The sequence below is a fragment of the Mycobacterium sp. genome, assembly GCF_036488105.1.
Lineage (GTDB): Bacteria > Actinomycetota > Actinomycetes > Mycobacteriales > Mycobacteriaceae > Mycobacterium.
Genome location: NZ_DASXHW010000475.1, coordinates 1 through 15,068 on the forward strand (window position 1 = coordinate 1; position 15,068 = coordinate 15,068).

Genomic DNA, 15,068 nt, shown 5'->3' on the forward strand with positions numbered 1-15,068 from the left:
AGCGGGACACCGCTTGGCTGGTGTCGCCAGCGGCAGCGGCATCGCGTCCGAGCCGAGCGGCCGATTTATAACGCGAGGCATCGACCCCGCTCTCGGCGAGAGTCCAACCCGTTCCCGCCGTCAAAACAAAGCCGTCGCCCAGGGTGCGCCGCAAGGAGGAGATGTGGGTCTGCAGGGCCTTCGCGGCGGTACGCGGAGGGCCATCGCCCCAGAGCAGCTCAATCAGAGTTTCGGCCGATACGACCGAACCGCTGTGCAGGCCGAGCATCGTGAGGATGGCGCGCGGTTTCGCGCCCGGAATCACGACCGGCGCGCCGTCCCGCCGGACCTGGAGAGGTCCCAAAACCCCCAGCTCCACGGCTTGAAGCGTACTCATATGACCGATCGTCGGTGAGACGATTCAACACCCGGTCAAGATCCAGTAAAACTGAACGCCAAATCCCGCCGACCCTGGCCGCCCTCCATGACGGGCTATCTACCGGGACGCCATGGCCCGCAGCCTACGATCGACCCGATGACCATCACCGCGCCCGATGAACTCGTCGCCGATGCGGAGGCGGTACCGGTGATCAGCCCGGGGCCGCTGGAACCTGCGCCCGACTTCGGGCCCGTCGACCGGCTCGAGGGCTGGGTGGTGACCGGCGTCGTCACCGCGTTGGCGGCGGTGACGAGAACGGTGAACCTGGGCTCGCCCACCGACGCCGGCACCCCGATTTTCGACGAAAAGCACTACGTGCCGCAGGCCTGGCAGATGCTGCACAACCACGGGGTGGAGGACAACCCCGGCTACGGACTGGTCGTCCATCCGCCGGTCGGCAAGCAGCTGATCGCGATCGGCGAGGCCATCTTCGGCTACAACGGGCTGGGGTGGCGTTTCACCGGCGCGGTCCTCGGCGTGCTGATGGTGGCGCTGGTCGTCCGGATCGTGCGTCGCATCAGCCGGTCGACGCTGGTCGGTGGGATCGCCGGAATGCTGCTGATCGCAGACGGGGTCAGCTTTGTGGTGGCACGCACCGCGCTGCTCGACGGTTTCCTGGCGTTCCTGGTGCTCGCTGCGTTTGGCGCGCTGATCGTCGACCGGGACCAGGTGCGCGAGCGCATGCATGTCGCGTTCACCGAAGGCCGCATCGCCGAGACGGTGTGGGGACCGCGGCTGGGTGTGCGGTGGTGGCGGTTCGGCGCCGGGGTGCTGCTCGGATTAGCTTGTGGGACAAAGTGGTCCGGGCTGTATTTCGTGGCCTTCTTCGGGCTGATGTCGCTCGCGTTCGACGTGACGGCGCGCCGGCAGTACCGGGTGCTGCGACCGTGGCTGGGAGTTGTCCGCCGCGATCTGATCCCAACGGCCTACGCGCTGTTGCTCATTCCGTTCGGGGTCTACCTGGCCAGCTACGCGCCGTGGTTCGCGTCCGAGACCGCCATCGACCGGCACGAGGTCGGCCAGTCGATCGGGACGCAGACGAAATTCCCACTGCCCGATGCGATCCGCTCGCTCTGGCATTACACCGCTAAAGCCTACGAATTCCACGCCAGTCTGACGAATTCGGCGGGCAACTACCATCCGTGGGAATCCAAACCGTGGGCCTGGCCGATGTCGCTGCGGCCGGTGCTCTATGCCATCGATCAGCAGAACGTTCCCGGCTGCGGCGCGCAATCGTGTGTCAAAGCGGTGATGTTGGTTGGCACGCCGGCGATGTGGTGGATTTCGGTGCCGGTGCTGTTCTACGCCTGCTGGCGGATGGTCGTGCGGCGCGACTGGCGCTACGCCGCGGTGCTGGTCGGCTATTGCGCAGGCTGGCTTCCGTGGTTCGCCGACATCGACCGCCAGATGTACTTCTTCTATGCGGCCACCATGTCACCGTTTTTGGCGATGGCGATTGCGTTGATCCTCGGCGACATCCTCTACAAACCCGGTCAGAGCGCCGAGCGTCGCACCCTCGGGCTCATCGCGGTTTCCTGTTACGTCGCACTGGTTTTGACGAACTTCGCCTGGCTGTTCCCGGTGCTCACCGGTCAGCCGGTTTCGCAGAACACCTGGAACATGGAGATCTGGCTGCCCAGTTGGCGCTAACCGTCTCGTGTTGACAATGGCCTAGGACAGGGTGCACGACTCCTTGAGCGCCGGCGCATAGGTCAGGTCGCCGCATTCGCATTCCCACGAGGTGTGGCGGCTTCGTCTGCAGGCGCAGGGCACGACTCTGACGATCATGTGTCCCGGCAGCAGCCAGTGCCCTCGCGCGCAGCGGTAAGGCCGTTTGTCCGTATACAGCTCGGCGGCGTGTGCAACAACGTCGTCAACATCACTAGTCACACCCACGACAGTGACAGGATCCGCGCCGCGACGACAGGTTGGTTGCCGCATCGTTATGGTTTGGTGCCCTACTCTGGGCGTGTCGGTGACCTAGCGGAGCGCCGCAGCACGTCAACGCCGAGCCCCACCTGAAGTATGGTTCAGGTTGTGGACACCCAGGAGTTGCTCCCCGGGGAGCTCGCCAGTCGGGCCGGCGTGGCGATCTCGGCCCTGCATTTCTATGAGCGCCAGGGCCTGATCACCAGCAGGCGGACGTCGGGAAACCAACGCCGCTACAGCCGCGACACGCTGCGGCGGGTCGCGTTCATCAAAATGTCTCAGCGGCTGGGCATTCCGCTGGCCCGCGTCCGCGACGCGCTCGCCACGCTGCCCGCCGGCCGCGTACCGAACAGTCGCGACTGGGCGCGGCTTTCCGCCGGTTGGCGCTCCGATCTCGACGATCGGATTGTGCATCTGCAGCGGCTGCGCGACAACCTCGCCGACTGCATCGGCTGCGGCTGTCTGAGCCTGCGCGCCTGCGCGCTGTTCAATCCCGATGACGTGCTCAGCGCGCAGGGACCGGGAGCCGTGCGCCTGTAGTTCGAACAATTGTGCGATAGAATCTCAGCCGTGGGGATCACGGTTCAGGAGTCGTTGTTCGAGTGCAACGAACGCCGATCGCTGGGCAGCGGAGCATGGGTGGATATCCGCTCAGGATGGTTGACCGGTGTCGACGAATTGCTGAGCGAACTGCCGGAGACGATTCCGTGGCGGGCCGAGCGCCGCCAGATGTATGACCGGGTGGTCGATGTGCCCCGCCTGGTGAGCTTCCACGACCTCATCGTCGAGGACGCACCGCATCCACAGCTGGCCCGGATTCGGCGGCGGCTCAACGACATCTACGCCGGCGAGCTCGGCGAGCCGTTCACCTCGATCGGCTTGTGCTGGTATCGCGACGGATCCGACAGCGTGGCGTGGCACGGCGACACCATCGGGCGCAGCAGCACGCAGGACACCATGGTGGCGATCGTCAGCCTCGGCGCCACCCGCACCTTTGCACTGCGGCCCCGCGGCGGCGGCCCGTCGTTGCGGTTGCCACAGGCGCACGGTGATCTGTTGGTGATGGGTGGCTCGTGCCAGCGAACCTGGGAGCACTCGGTACCGAAAACGTCCGCCTGTACTGGGCCGCGGATCAGTATCCAGTTCCGGCCCAGAGACGTCCGGTAGACCTCAGCTGCGGATCGCGGCGACCGATTTGACGAGCAGGTCGCGGGCCTGCTTGGTGTCAACGGGCTTGGCGGGCTGGCCCTGCACCACGATCGGGTTGACGGTGACGATCACCTGATAGTCGCCGAAATGTGCGGTGTAGTTGTACAGCTCGCCGCTGCGCGGCTTGCCCTGCACGACCGTCTGCAGCACGCGGTGCACGCCGAGTGTCTGCGTGCCGTCGATCTGCGGCACGTCGACGACCTCGATGAGACCGCGCACCCGACCGCCCTGGAATGCCACCTTCTGGCAGTTGCGTCCGGGCTCCTTGAACGGCACCGGCTGAGACGTCTGCACGGCCATCGTGATGAAGCGGCCGCCATCCCCTTCGGCGGCCACCGCGGCCATATTTCCCTGCAGGCCAGCCGGCATGTCCTCGCCGACCACGAACGACGCGCAATCGGGCGGATGGAAGGTCAGACCCGGCGGAAGTTTGTGCGTCGAAAGCACCTTGGGGTCGATGCCGGTTTTCGCCGTCTCCTTGACTTTATAACCCGGCCCGAAGTCGGACTTCACCTGCGCGATCTTCGTGATATCGGCTGAGGGCGGCGCCTCAGAGGGGTGGGAGCAGGCCGCCAACAGGCAGACGCATCCGATCGCTACCGCAATCCGCATCATTCGCGCCAATCTAACGCACCACCCTTAGCCACGTAAGGCAGACACGGTTTTCACCAGCAAGTCGGCCGCGAACTGGGGCGTTAGCGCGGCACCTGGCGACCCGGGGTCACTGATCAGCGTGGTGAACGCATAGTAGTCGCCCAAATAGACGGTGAAGGTGCTTGCCCGCGAACTGATTTCATTGCCGCCTTCGACCGATGTCGCGATTTCGGCGGCCATGCCCAGGGTTTCAGCGCCATCGATGCGGGGCGCATCAACCAGATGGACCCGCGCGCGGGCGCGCCGCCCGGTCATGCTCCATTGCCGGCACTGAGCGACCAGGGACTGATCCAGCGCCATCGGGCCCGTAGGCGCTGCCACCACCACGGCGTACACGGTGCCGCCGGCACCCGATCCCGAAATGCCTTGCGGGGATTGCCCGTGGCCGCCGGCGGGGTCGGCCAGCGCCGCACAGCGCGGCGGGGTCGCGGTGCGTGCTCCGCCGAGACCCCAAATGCCCGGCGGCGCGGTCACATCCGACACCGTGGTCACCTCGTAGCCGGGCGGTATGTCGCGCCGCACCCGCCTGATGTTGGCGGGGTCGACGTGGCGTGCCGCCGCGCCGGCCGAGGGCGCCGGCGCGTGTTGGCTCGGGTGGGCGCAGCCGGCCAGCAGCGGGAAGACCATCGCGGCTGCGCAGAACCGCGTGCTAACTGACGGCTCGAATCACTTGACGCGCAGTGTGTTTGATTTCAGCCACCATGTCGCGGCTCAGCGATAGATCGTCCAGATCGGGCACGTCGATGACCGTGGTGACCACTCCGACGTCGTCGCGCTCCCAGAGCGCGCCGTAGTGATCCATGAGCGTGCGCATCGCCACGTTGTCGGCGAGCATGCGGCCGGAGAACTTGTCGACTCCGGCGACCCGTGCGGCAACCGAGAGCGCGGCGATCAAAAAGGACCCGATCCCGCGGCCCTGATAGGCATCCGCGACGGTGAACGCGATCTCGGCCATCTCCGGATGGTGGTCGTCGCGCACGAAGCGCGCGTCTGCCACCGGATTGCCGTCAAGATCGGTCATCACCCAGACGAAGTGGTCGACGTAATCGACCTCGGCCAGATAGTCCATCAGCGCCGGGCTGGGCACCCGCGCCGACATGAATCGCCGGTACAACGTCTCGCTGGAAAACCAGACGCGGCCCTGCAGCGTCCGCTCACTGTCGCCGGGCAGCACCGGACGCAGTAGCAGTTCCGTCCCGTCGCGAGTGCGGACCGGGATGGGCGTGAGAAAGGCCGCGAGCCGCTGGCGCACGGTGCGCACCAACCGGCTCATGATCCCGGGAATGTGCACCAGTCGTGCGAACGCGTCGCTGTCGCCGATCCAGCCGGTCAGCAACTCGGTGGTGGTCACCGTCGCCGTCCGCGGGATGTGGCGCAGCAGCGCGATCTCGCCGACGATCGTGCCGCCAGACACATGCTCCACGGTCACCACATCGTCATCGGCGACGTGCTTGATCTCCGCCGTACCCGACGCGATGAGCAGGAAAGACACCGCCCGCTCGCCCTGCTTCATCAGGATCTGACCCGCAGCGGCCTGCAGGGGCTGCAGGCTGGCCGCCAGTGGCATCAAGTCCTCGGCGGGACACCCCTTGAAGATGTCCAGTGCAGTGAGTTCATCGGCGCGCAGCGCGGTCAGTTCGGTCACCATGCCGGCCCCTGTCGCCGTGTCCGAGATAATGCCAAGGCTAGGGGCTTTGAGCGTGTTGCAGCAAGGACATCCGCCCCGGCAGACTGACTCAGATGGGCAGCACCGAGAATCCGCTGGAGACGACCCGCCGTTTGCTCGATCGCGAAGCGAGTCTGCGGCACGGCTTCCTCGACGTGCTTGGTGAGTCGGTTGCCAGCGAAACCCCTACGGTTGCGCAGCAAGCGATGAACAGCCCGTTGGTCGCCACGGTGTACGAACGGCTGTGGCGTCCGGTGGCATTCTACGTCGCCAGCGGCGTCACCACGCGCAGCGAGCAACGTCGCGCGGCTGACGCGTTGGACTTGTCGGGCACCCACAGGTTGCTTGATATCGCTTGCGGCCCGGGCAATTTCACTGGAAAGCTGGCGCAGCAGCTGCCGGCGGACGGCCTGGCGGTCGGGTTGGATATCTCCGTGCCGATGCTGACCCGCGCCGTGCTGGACAACAGCGGGCCGCGTACCTGCTATGTCCGCGGTGACGCAGGGACGCTGCCCTTCGGCGATGAATCCTTCGACGCGGTCTGCTGTTTCGGCGCGCTCTATCTGATGCCGGAGCCGTTTCAGGTCGCCCGCGAAATGGTGCGGGTGCTGCGACCCGGCGGTCGGGTGGCGATATTGACCAGCTACGCGGGCCAGAAACCGCCCGTCCGGCACGCGATGACCGCGGGCGCCCGGATGATCGGGCTGCGCTTGTTCGATCGGCACGAGTTCGTCGACCTGTTCAGGTCGTCCGGCCTGGTCGATATCGAGCAGCAGACCCAGCGCACGTTGCAGTTCGTCACCGCCGGTAAACCCGGCTGACGGTCAGGCCAGCGAGTAAAAGACCTCGTCGGCCCGCTGGCTGACCAGCGCGCCGCCAGCGGCCAGCGCCTGCGATTTGAACACCTGGGCAGCCGCGCTCGGCCGGTGCCGGGCGGCGACGAACCTGCAGTTCAAATTGGTCGGGTGATGGCGGCCCCAGAGCAGCACCTCGGCCGCGTTGTCGTTGCCGGCGGCAAGCACCTGCCGGCGGACTGCTTCGCTTTTGACCATCACGTCCGTCGCGACCGCAAGCAGGTGCGGGCGGGCCAGCAGCCCGACCTGGTTCTCCAACCGTCTGGCGACTCTGCCGCCCAGGATCCGGATCGGCCGGTCGTCGATGACGCGATCGGTGCCGCCGTCGACCACGACGCTGACATCCCATCCCGCCATCGCCCGATCGAAGATCAGCCCGCCGATCGACATCACCGCATCGGTGATGTTCGCAGCCACCACCTGAAATCGGTAGCGGCCGAAATCGTCCAGGTCCGGCCGCGGCGACGATGCCCGCGACAGTGGAATCGGGCGGTGCAGTTGCTGGAGCGGGCTGGCGGGAGCGGCCACGTGTTGTCCGTTCGACGTATTGCACAATTTTCGGCTTACACTACGAATATAGAGTAACCCGGAACCGCACCAAAACCTAGGTCGTCGCCAGGATCTGCTTTGACTCCAAAACCACGGCTGAACCGCCGCTACACTGCCGGGATACCAAACAGACGCAAGCCCAATCCCGACCAGCGCCGGCGCGAACTTTGCGATGCGGCGATACAGCTGCTCGCCGACGACGGCGCAAAGGGCCTGAGCCATCTGAAGGTCGACGGTCGCGCCGGTGTCCCCGATGGCACCACCTCGTTCTACTTCCGCACCCGTTCGGCGTTGCTGCACGCGGTGGCCGAGCGGATGGTCGAACTCGACCTGGCGACGTTGCAGACGGTCGCCGACAGCGCCGGCGCCGAGGATGCGGCGTCGCCGTCCGCGCTGGCCAAGGTGGTCATCCAGTCCGGCGAAGCACCGCAGCTGAGTCGCACCCGAGCGCGCTACGAGATGACGATTCAGGCCACCAGGGATCCGGCGATCGCCGCAACCCTGCAACGCGCCACCGACGCCTTCACCAAGCTGCACCACGACATCCTGGTTCAGCTGTTGCCACACGGCTCCGACCTGGATCCCGACGTGGTCGACGACCTCAGCAACATCACGCTGACCTTCATCAACGGGCTCATGCTGCGGTTCGTCCACGGCGACCGGGTCATCGACAGCCCCGAGCAGCTCGACGACGTCCTGTCGGCCATCGTCGCCGGCGTCCTGGGCAGCGACCAGCAGGGGCGACTCACCCAGGCCGGCGCTGCGGCGCAATCGCGTTCGAAATAGGCCGTCAGCTCTTGCCCGATGCGGGCTCATATGGTTCTCTACGGCAATAGAGTTAGCCCGTCGCGGTAAGCGCGCGAGCGCGGTGCTGTTAAGCGAAAGGTACAAATCGCCCGAACCGCCCCCGACGCTGACACACTGGCGACAACGATCCGGCATGCGGCCCATCCGGATCGCCGAAGTTGTGGCGAAAGGCAAGATTTCGTGACGATCAGCACCGACAACGACGTCCACTACGACCCCTACGATGTCGTCGTCAACGCCGACCCTTACCCGACATTCGCGCGGTTACGCGAAGAGGCGCCGCTCTACTACAACACCCAGCACGACTTCTACGCGTTGAGCCGGTTCGCCGATGTCGACAAGGGGCTGGTCGATCACGGCACATTCAGTTCGGCGCGCGGCATCATCCTCGAGTTGATCAAGGCCAACATCGATATCCCGCCCGGCCTGCTCATCATGGAGGACCCGCCGATCCACGACATTCATCGCAAGCTGCTGGCCCGGATGTTCACCCCACGCAAGATCGCGGCGCTCGAGTCGCAGATCCGCGACTTCTGCGCCCAAGCGCTCGACCCGCTGGTCGGCACGGGGCACATCGACTTCGTCGCCGACCTCGGCGCGCAGATGCCGATGAAGGTCATCAGCATGCTGCTCGGCATCCCCGAGGACGACCAGGAATTCATCCGCGACCAGACCAACGCGCAGATGCGCACCGAAGCCGGCAAGCCGATGAACGCCGACCACGGCCTGGCCACCGGAGAAATCTTTGCCGCATACATCGATTGGCGCGCCAACCATCCCTCCGACGACATCATGACCGAGCTGCTCAACGTCGAGTTCGTCGACGAGACCGGGACTACCCGTCGCCTGACCCGCGACGAACTGCTGATCTATCTCAACGTCGTCGCGGGCGCGGGCAACGAGACCACCACCCGGCTGATCGGTTGGGCCGGAAAGGTTCTCGCCGAACACCCCGGCCAGCGCCGCGAACTGGCTGAGGACCCTCAACTGATACCGCAGGCCATCGAGGAGCTCTTGCGCTTCGAACCGCCGGCCCCGCACGCGGCCCGCTACGTGACCCGTGACATCAGCTTCCACGGCCAAACCGTGCCCGCGGGCGCTGTGATGATGATGCTGATCGGAGCCGCTTGCCGCGATCCGCGTCAATTCGGCTCGGACAGTGAGGAATTCAATATCCACCGGACGCCCCGGCAGCACCTGGCCTTCAGCGTCGGCACCCACTTCTGCCTGGGCTCGGCGCTGGCCCGGCTCGAAGGGCGAATCGCCATCGAAGAGATCCTCAAACGCTTCCCGGAATGGGAGGTCGACGTGTCGAACGCCAAACTCAGCCCGACATCGACGGTGCGGGGATGGGAGTCGATGCCGGCCTCGATACCATGACCGGTCGCGTCGAGGGCAAAGTCGCGCCCGATCGACATCAGCAACGCCGTATTGTTCCTCGCCGCTGATGAATCTCGTTACATCACAGGCGTTTCGCTTCCCGTCGACGCGGGCAGCTTACGCAAATGATCAACAATCAAGTCGGGAGAAAAACTAATGCCTGAGTTCGACTACGAGGAAATGAAGAAGGAAGCCGAGCAGTACATCAAGTTCGAGAAGGACAAAAAGAACCGCATCGCCTACATCACCTTCGATCGCCCGGAAGCCCAGAACGCCACCAGCCTGGGTATGCGGCAGAACTATGCCGACCTCATCCACAAGTGCAACGTCGACGACGACGTCAAGGTCGTGGTGATCCGGGGCGAGGGTGATGATTTCGGAAGCGGCGGCGACCTGCCCGAGCAGCGCGCGATGCTCGAGAACCCGGGCATGCCGCTGCATCACGAGCTCGCGATCAATGACGACGACGTCAAGTACCCGCCAGGTGGTTCCTACCGCTACCTGTCCACTGTCACCGACTTCTACGCCAAAGCCCGCGCCGGAAACCGCCCGCTGCAGGAGCTTCGGAAGATCAGCATCATCGAGGCCAAGGGCTACTGCTACGGCTGGCACTTCTACCAGGCCGGCGACGCCGACCTGGTGATCGCCTCCGACGACGCCCTGTTCGGGCACCCGGCTTTCCGCTACGTCGGCTGGGGACCACGGCTGTGGTGGTGGGCCGAGACGATGGGGCTGCGCAAGTTCTCCGAAATGCTCTTCACTGGACGGCCTTTCAGCGCGAAGGAGATGTACAACTGCGGCTTCGTCAACAGCGTGGTGCCGCGCGACAAGCTGGAGGCCGAGACCGAGAAGTACGCGCTGGCGTGCTCGCGGTCCCGCCCGACCGACACCGTCGCGGTGCAGAAGACCTTCCTCGAGCTGTACAAGCAGCACAAGGGCGAGTACTTCGGCAGCCTGCTCACCGGCATGGTCGAGGGCATGCTGCCGATGATCAAGAACGACGCAGAAGAGGTCGACCTCACCGGTGGCACGTTCGAGAAGGGGCTCAACAACGTCGTTAAGGACAACGACCTCAACTTCCCGCCGGAGTGGCGCCTGAGCCGCTCGGGGCGCGCCAAGCCCTGACGTCTCGAGGTAGCGCACGATGCTCGCCTGAGCCCGCTGGCTATTGCCATGAAGGGCTGGCGGTCAGCACCTCGGGCCCCTCGTCGTTGATGACGACGGTGTCGCGGCGAAGCACGCCGCCGAGGCCTTCCTGCCACACGTAGCCGGTCAGCGCAAGCACCATCCCCGGATCCAGCCGTTCGGCGTCGGCGGTGACCGGAAGCTGCTGCGAGATCACCGGCGGATCAAAGCCGAGCCCCAGGCCGTGCGCGACCGCCATCGGCGGAGCCGGCTCGCCGGCCTCGTCGTAGGCGGCAAGCAGGTCGGCGCCGCGAGCTCCGGGCCGGCAAGCCGCAATCAGCCTGTCCCACAGCTCATTCGAACGCTGATACAGCTTGCCGGTCACCTCGTTGGCGGCGTCTCCCACCGGCCAGGTACGGCTGACCTCCGCGACGTACCCGTCGGCCAGTGCGCCCGCGCCGAACACGATCAGGTCGCCGGAGCGCACCTCACCGTCCCCGTGTGCGCGCCGCCACGGATGCTCCCGCGAGGTCACCCACGCGGCGTCCTGGGTGGCCGGTGTACTCACGCCGCCCGCGGCCATCGCCTCCAGAACCGCACCCGCCAGCGTCTGCTCGGTCAGCCCGGGCCGCAACTCCGCGACGGCCGCGGCGATCCCGGCTTCGGCAACCCGCACCGCGGAGGACATCGCCGCAACCTCGTCGGCCGTCTTGATCCGCCGTGCGGTTCGCATCGGCAGTTCGCCGTCGACGAATTCCGCGTTCGGAAATGCCATCGGCAGCAGCTTGGCGAAAGTCGGTGTGATCGCATCGGTTCCGACGCGGCGGGCGGTCGATGCCCCATCGATGTTGCGCAGAACTTCGATCAGCGTCATCGGATTCCAGGCCAGACCGTAGAGCCGGTCGCGGCCGATCTCGTCGGGGACTCCCTCGTCATCCGTGCTCATCAGGTAGATCTCGCCGGTGCCGCGCAGCATGACACAGACCGGACCGAACGGCCGGGTTCCGCCGATCCACAACTGCGGCGCCCCGGTCACGTAGCGGACATTGGCCTGCCGGCCGAGTACCAGCACGTCGATGTCGTGAGCTTCCATCTGCGCCAGCGCCCGTTGCCGACGGCCGAACCGAAGGTCCCGGCCGTCGGGCGAAACCTCAATTGCCATAAGGCGTGTAGGGGTAGTCGGTAATCCGGACACAGCCGTCTTCGGTGATCACCACGATCTCCTCACTGCGGTAGCCGCCGGTGCCGTCTTCCCACACCACCGGCTCCAGCACCAGCGTCATCCCAACGGGGAAGACGAAGTTGTCGTCGAACTCCTCCCCCAGATCGGTGCCGATCATGGGTGGCTCGGCGGGATAGAGGCCGATGCCGTGTCCGAGGTAGAAGTGTGGAAGCCACGGCTTGCTTCCACCGTTGGCGGCGATCGCCGCGCGTGCGAGATCACCTGACGTCGCACCGGCTTTGGTCACCGTGAGCACCGCGTCGAGGATGTGCTGCCACTGCTCGTACTGAGCCTGCTGGCGTGCGGATGGTGTGTCGCCGACCAGCCAGGTGCGCCCGAAGTCCGAGCAGTATCCGGCGTAGCTGATGCTGACGTCGGTCCACAGCACATCGCCCGTGGCGAGTTCACGTTCGTTGGTCAGCAGCGGCAACGCCAGGTCGCCGTGTGTCGTCCACACCCCCTCGGCGCGGGACGGCGGCATCACCTGCCAGATGGCCTCCAGCATGTTGGCCGTGGCGCCCAATTCGAAGGCGCGGCGCACCAGCTTGGCCGACAGATCGGTCTGCCGCACACCGGGAGCCAACTGTTGCTGCACATCGACCATCGCGCGTTCGGTGATCCGACTGGCCTTGCGCAGACACGCAATCTGGTCCGGTGTCTTGACCAGGTTCGCCGCGCCGACCACCGCCGCGGCCTCCGAGGGTGGCCCGCCCGGGAAGATCCGATCGGCGGCGCGGCGCATCGCGCCGGTCATCTCGTCGACCGCGACACTGGCACCACGCGGAATCAAATCGGCGATCACCCGGGCGAATTGCTCGACGCCCTCGTCTAATTCGAGATACAGCGGACCGTGCAGATGGTCCGCGGGCACCTGGGATTCGGATGCGGCGCCTTCCCGGAACGGGATGAACAAATGTGGGTGCTCGTCGTCGACCAGGACGATCGCCACCGGACGCTCGACGTGCGACAGGCCGGCGTCCAGCACCGGCCAGCTGGCACCGGTGGCATACACCACGTTGTCGTTCATCAACAGGATCAACGCGTCGACGCCCTGGTCGGCCATCGCGGACCGAAGCCGCGAGCTGGTCTCGCGGTGCATCCGCGCCCGGTCGGGCTCCTCGGGGATGACGAAGCTCTGCACGCTGGAAGAAGCCGTCATCTCAGATACCGAGGAACTTCTTGATATTGCCGCTGACGATGCGGGCGGCGTTGTCCGGGCCGACGGCTTCGACGACGGCGGCCAGCGACTTCTCCGAATAGCCGAAGCTGCTCTCGTTGTGCGGGTAGTCGGACGACCACATCACCTTGTCGATGCCGATTTGCTCAATCAGCTTCAAGCCGAGCGGGTCGACGATGAATGAGGCACTCATGTGGGTGTCCCAGTAGTACTGGATGTCGTGCTCCAGCGGGTGATCCAGCATGTGCTGATAGGACGCCAGCACATGCTCGGCGTCTTGCAGCGCCGGTGGAATCCAGGCGATGCCGCCTTCGAACCAGCCGATTCGCAGGCCCGGATGACGGTCGAGGATGCCACCAAAGATGTACTTGGAGAACATTTCCCGGAATCCGTCGATATTCACCATCATCGCGACGGCGACGTTGTTGACCTCGCAAGGTGCCTTCGGCGGAGTTTCGCCGATGTGGTGCGTCACCGGCAGGCCGGATTCCTCGATCGCATCCCAGACCGGGTCCATCGCGCCGCACGCATAGTCCATCATGACGCCGTCGTCGCCGTTGCCCGGGTTGAGCGGCAATAGAAATGTCTTGAGCCCAAGCGATTTCAGCTCGGCCAGGGTCCGATGGGCACCTTTTCGATCCCACCAGTTGATCAGGCCCACGCCGAAGAAGTGGCCGTCCGAGCGCTCCTGTAGATCAGCGAGGTACTCGTTGTAGATCCGGAAAACGCGCTCGCGCAGTGGCTTGTCCGGAAAGCCGAACATGGCCAGTAGCGCATTGGGGAAGGCGAGTTCCCGGTCCACGCCGTCCTCACGCAGTTCGCGGATCCGCGCTTCGATGTTGTTGGTGGCCGCCCCGGCCAGATCGTCGTACTGCATCAGCACCGCGCTGAACACATCGGGCAGGAACGACTGCCCCTGGTGACCGATCTGGTAGGCACCGTCCTCGTACCAAATCCGCGGCGCACCGTCTTTGAGGTCGTCGGGAAGGCGCTCGTAGAAGATGTCGGCCGCCAACGAGATGTGCGTGTCGGCGGAGAACACTTCGGTGCCTGCGGGAAGGCCGACGTTTCCGTGAGCCTGGCCGTGCCGGTTCTTCGGCGCGCCGAAGCCGCCGGGTGGGTAGAGCACATTGGCTTGGGTCATTTTTCCAGCGCACCAATCAGTTTCAGATCCGTCAGGTATCTGCAGATTAACTCTTTGGACACGTGCGGTATCGAGAGTCGAGATTTCTCAACGCCCGCGTCAAAATGCGCGCCCTGCACCGGTGAGACCGTCGCCATTCACGATGTGACCGGCAACGCTTGTGGACGGTAGCCAACATGCCTTTGTTCCAGTGCGGGTAACCCGGTTTGCGATCGTCGACACTGGCCCGGGAGCCGGCGAACAACGAGCGGATCGCGTCGTAGCCGGTGATCAGCCATGGCGTGCTGCCATCCCAAATCCGCACTCGGCTAAGGGGGTTGACGGCGTTGAGCTCCAACGTGACCGGAGCGGGGGCCAAAGGGCAACTGCCGCGCGGGCCATCGGATAGTCCGGAATGTTCATAGGCTCCTTCTCCCACGGCGAACTCAGATCAATGCGGTAGCGAGGCCTGGACGCGGTGAACCGGCGCCTGCCACAGGCCGACGACCGCGTCGATCAGCCCTTCGACCGCGATCGGCCAGCTGGACCGCGACCGCGGCCCGTGTTCGGCGAGCTCACTTTCATGCTCAGCACACGTGTGCATCAACAGGTTTCGGGCCATCACCATCCGCTCGAAGCGAACGCGCTTCGGCAGATCGGGCAGGCAGCGGTTGATACCGCTGATCGCCTGCACGAGCACCGTCGACCCGAGTGCGTCTTTAACACCGGCGTTGCGCATGATCGGCATATACTTCGCGGACTGCTGCGCCCTGAATTCGAACCTAGATTAAACATACGCTTAATACGCCAGACCAGACCCTGACGCGGCACCCCGACCTACGCCTTACATCGGAGGAGACCTTGCCACGCAACCTGGTCACCCGCGTCGCCACCAGATTGATGGAGACGACGGCGTCGACTGTTGCCGAGGTCAATGAACAGGTGCTCGCCGAAC

Annotated in this window: 16 protein-coding genes and 3 pseudogenes; 8 read left to right on the forward strand and 11 right to left on the reverse strand. The window is 65.3% G+C overall.

The annotated features are described in order from the left end of the window. Positions 1-358, reverse strand: a 358-nt coding sequence (locus VGH54_RS24770; RefSeq protein WP_331514778.1) for an AfsR/SARP family transcriptional regulator, incomplete at its 3' end; no start/stop codon positions are given. Between the two features lie 156 nt (positions 359-514). On the opposite strand from VGH54_RS24770, the gene VGH54_RS24775 reads away from it, so the two are divergent. Then, positions 515-2,068 (forward strand): dolichyl-phosphate-mannose--protein mannosyltransferase, encoded by a 1,554-nt coding sequence (locus tag VGH54_RS24775; RefSeq protein ID WP_331514779.1) that lies wholly within the window; start codon positions 515-517, stop codon positions 2,066-2,068. 21 nt (positions 2,069-2,089) lie between these two features. Here the strand turns inward: VGH54_RS24775 and VGH54_RS24780 are convergent, their stop codons facing one another. Continuing rightward, entirely contained in the window at positions 2,090-2,308 is a 219-nt protein-coding gene (locus tag VGH54_RS24780; protein ID WP_331514780.1) for a hypothetical protein, read from the reverse strand. A gap of 135 nt (positions 2,309-2,443) precedes the next feature. On the opposite strand from VGH54_RS24780, the gene soxR reads away from it, so the two are divergent. Both soxR and VGH54_RS24790 read left to right on the forward strand, forming a co-directional pair. Then, positions 2,444-2,887 carry a redox-sensitive transcriptional activator SoxR gene (gene soxR / locus VGH54_RS24785; RefSeq protein ID WP_414688794.1) on the forward strand — a complete coding sequence of 148 codons (444 nt, stop codon included), beginning with the start codon at positions 2,444-2,446 and terminating at the stop codon, positions 2,885-2,887. A gap of 30 nt (positions 2,888-2,917) precedes the next feature. After that, positions 2,918-3,514, forward strand: coding sequence for an alpha-ketoglutarate-dependent dioxygenase AlkB (locus tag VGH54_RS24790; RefSeq protein WP_331514782.1), 597 nt, complete (start codon positions 2,918-2,920; stop codon positions 3,512-3,514). Positions 3,515-3,517: 3 nt separating this feature from the next. Here the strand turns inward: VGH54_RS24790 and VGH54_RS24795 are convergent, their stop codons facing one another. From VGH54_RS24795 to VGH54_RS24805, 3 genes are read right to left on the reverse strand one after another with little or no spacing between them, the layout of a single operon-like run. Continuing rightward, positions 3,518-4,171 (reverse strand): DUF5642 family protein, encoded by a 654-nt coding sequence (locus VGH54_RS24795; RefSeq protein ID WP_331514783.1) that lies wholly within the window; start codon positions 4,169-4,171, stop codon positions 3,518-3,520. A gap of 24 nt (positions 4,172-4,195) precedes the next feature. Further along, on the reverse strand, positions 4,196-4,837 hold the full coding sequence (locus tag VGH54_RS24800; protein ID WP_331514784.1) for a DUF5642 family protein: 642 nt from the start codon (positions 4,835-4,837) through the stop codon (positions 4,196-4,198). A 22-nt stretch (positions 4,838-4,859) separates the two neighbouring features. Beyond that, positions 4,860-5,858, reverse strand: a complete 999-nt coding sequence (locus tag VGH54_RS24805; protein ID WP_331514785.1) for a GNAT family N-acetyltransferase — start codon at positions 5,856-5,858, stop codon at positions 4,860-4,862. Positions 5,859-5,950: 92 nt separating this feature from the next. Here VGH54_RS24805 and VGH54_RS24810 point away from each other — a divergent pair, with 92 nt between their 5' ends. After that, a complete protein-coding gene (locus tag VGH54_RS24810) occupies positions 5,951-6,697 on the forward strand; it encodes a class I SAM-dependent methyltransferase (RefSeq protein ID WP_331514786.1) in 747 nt (248 codons plus the stop codon). A gap of 3 nt (positions 6,698-6,700) precedes the next feature. Here the strand turns inward: VGH54_RS24810 and VGH54_RS24815 are convergent, their stop codons facing one another. Next, a complete protein-coding gene (locus VGH54_RS24815; protein ID WP_331514787.1) occupies positions 6,701-7,258 on the reverse strand; it encodes a hypothetical protein in 558 nt (185 codons plus the stop codon). 141 nt (positions 7,259-7,399) lie between these two features. On the opposite strand from VGH54_RS24815, the gene VGH54_RS24820 reads away from it, so the two are divergent. The 4 genes and pseudogenes from VGH54_RS24820 to VGH54_RS24835 all read left to right on the forward strand — a co-directional run bounded on the left by VGH54_RS24820 (position 7,400) and on the right by VGH54_RS24835 (position 10,591). Next, the gene (locus VGH54_RS24820; protein ID WP_331514793.1) at positions 7,400-8,065 is read left to right on the forward strand and encodes a TetR/AcrR family transcriptional regulator; all 666 of its coding nucleotides are present in this window, start codon (positions 7,400-7,402) and stop codon (positions 8,063-8,065) included. A 201-nt stretch (positions 8,066-8,266) separates the two neighbouring features. Next, entirely contained in the window at positions 8,267-9,466 is a 1,200-nt protein-coding gene (locus tag VGH54_RS24825) for a cytochrome P450 (RefSeq protein WP_331514788.1), read from the forward strand. A 27-nt stretch (positions 9,467-9,493) separates the two neighbouring features. Next, positions 9,494-9,595 (forward strand): annotated as a pseudogene (locus VGH54_RS24830) (SDR family oxidoreductase); the annotation flags it as partial. A gap of 27 nt (positions 9,596-9,622) precedes the next feature. After that, the gene (locus VGH54_RS24835; protein ID WP_331514789.1) at positions 9,623-10,591 is read left to right on the forward strand and encodes an enoyl-CoA hydratase/isomerase family protein; all 969 of its coding nucleotides are present in this window, start codon (positions 9,623-9,625) and stop codon (positions 10,589-10,591) included. Between the two features lie 40 nt (positions 10,592-10,631). Here VGH54_RS24835 and VGH54_RS24840 read toward each other — a convergent pair whose 3' ends face one another. From VGH54_RS24840 to VGH54_RS24860, 5 genes and pseudogenes are all read right to left on the reverse strand, one after another. Further along, entirely contained in the window at positions 10,632-11,753 is a 1,122-nt protein-coding gene (locus tag VGH54_RS24840) for a M24 family metallopeptidase (RefSeq protein WP_331514790.1), read from the reverse strand. Beyond that, positions 11,743-12,972 carry a Xaa-Pro peptidase family protein gene (locus VGH54_RS24845; protein WP_331514791.1) on the reverse strand — a complete coding sequence of 410 codons (1,230 nt, stop codon included), beginning with the start codon at positions 12,970-12,972 and terminating at the stop codon, positions 11,743-11,745. The genes VGH54_RS24840 and VGH54_RS24845 overlap by 11 nt, the downstream gene beginning before the upstream one ends. A gap of 1 nt (position 12,973) precedes the next feature. After that, a complete protein-coding gene (locus tag VGH54_RS24850; protein WP_331514792.1) occupies positions 12,974-14,134 on the reverse strand; it encodes an amidohydrolase family protein in 1,161 nt (386 codons plus the stop codon). 145 nt (positions 14,135-14,279) lie between these two features. After that, a pseudogene (locus VGH54_RS24855) lies at positions 14,280-14,536 on the reverse strand (cytochrome P450); the annotation flags it as partial. A gap of 28 nt (positions 14,537-14,564) precedes the next feature. Beyond that, a pseudogene (locus VGH54_RS24860) lies at positions 14,565-14,888 on the reverse strand (TetR family transcriptional regulator); the annotation flags it as partial. Positions 14,889-15,068: the final 180 nt, after the last annotated feature.

Bases quoted from the DNA above. Each gene is read 5' to 3' on its own strand.
- VGH54_RS24775 (WP_331514779.1), top strand. From the start codon at position 515: ATGACCATCACCGCGCCCGATGAACTCGTCGCCGATGCGGAGGCGGTA.
- soxR (WP_414688794.1), top strand. From the start codon at position 2,444: ATGGTTCAGGTTGTGGACACCCAGGAGTTGCTCCCCGGGGAGCTCGCC.
- VGH54_RS24795 (WP_331514783.1), bottom strand. From the start codon at position 4,171: ATGATGCGGATTGCGGTAGCGATCGGATGCGTCTGCCTGTTGGCGGCC.
- VGH54_RS24800 (WP_331514784.1), bottom strand. From the start codon at position 4,837: ATGGTCTTCCCGCTGCTGGCCGGCTGCGCCCACCCGAGCCAACACGCG.
- VGH54_RS24805 (WP_331514785.1), bottom strand. From the start codon at position 5,858: ATGGTGACCGAACTGACCGCGCTGCGCGCCGATGAACTCACTGCACTG.
- VGH54_RS24810 (WP_331514786.1), top strand. From the start codon at position 5,951: ATGGGCAGCACCGAGAATCCGCTGGAGACGACCCGCCGTTTGCTCGAT.
- VGH54_RS24835 (WP_331514789.1), top strand. From the start codon at position 9,623: ATGCCTGAGTTCGACTACGAGGAAATGAAGAAGGAAGCCGAGCAGTAC.
- VGH54_RS24840 (WP_331514790.1), bottom strand. From the start codon at position 11,753: ATGGCAATTGAGGTTTCGCCCGACGGCCGGGACCTTCGGTTCGGCCGT.
- VGH54_RS24845 (WP_331514791.1), bottom strand. From the start codon at position 12,972: ATGACGGCTTCTTCCAGCGTGCAGAGCTTCGTCATCCCCGAGGAGCCC.
- VGH54_RS24850 (WP_331514792.1), bottom strand. From the start codon at position 14,134: ATGACCCAAGCCAATGTGCTCTACCCACCCGGCGGCTTCGGCGCGCCG.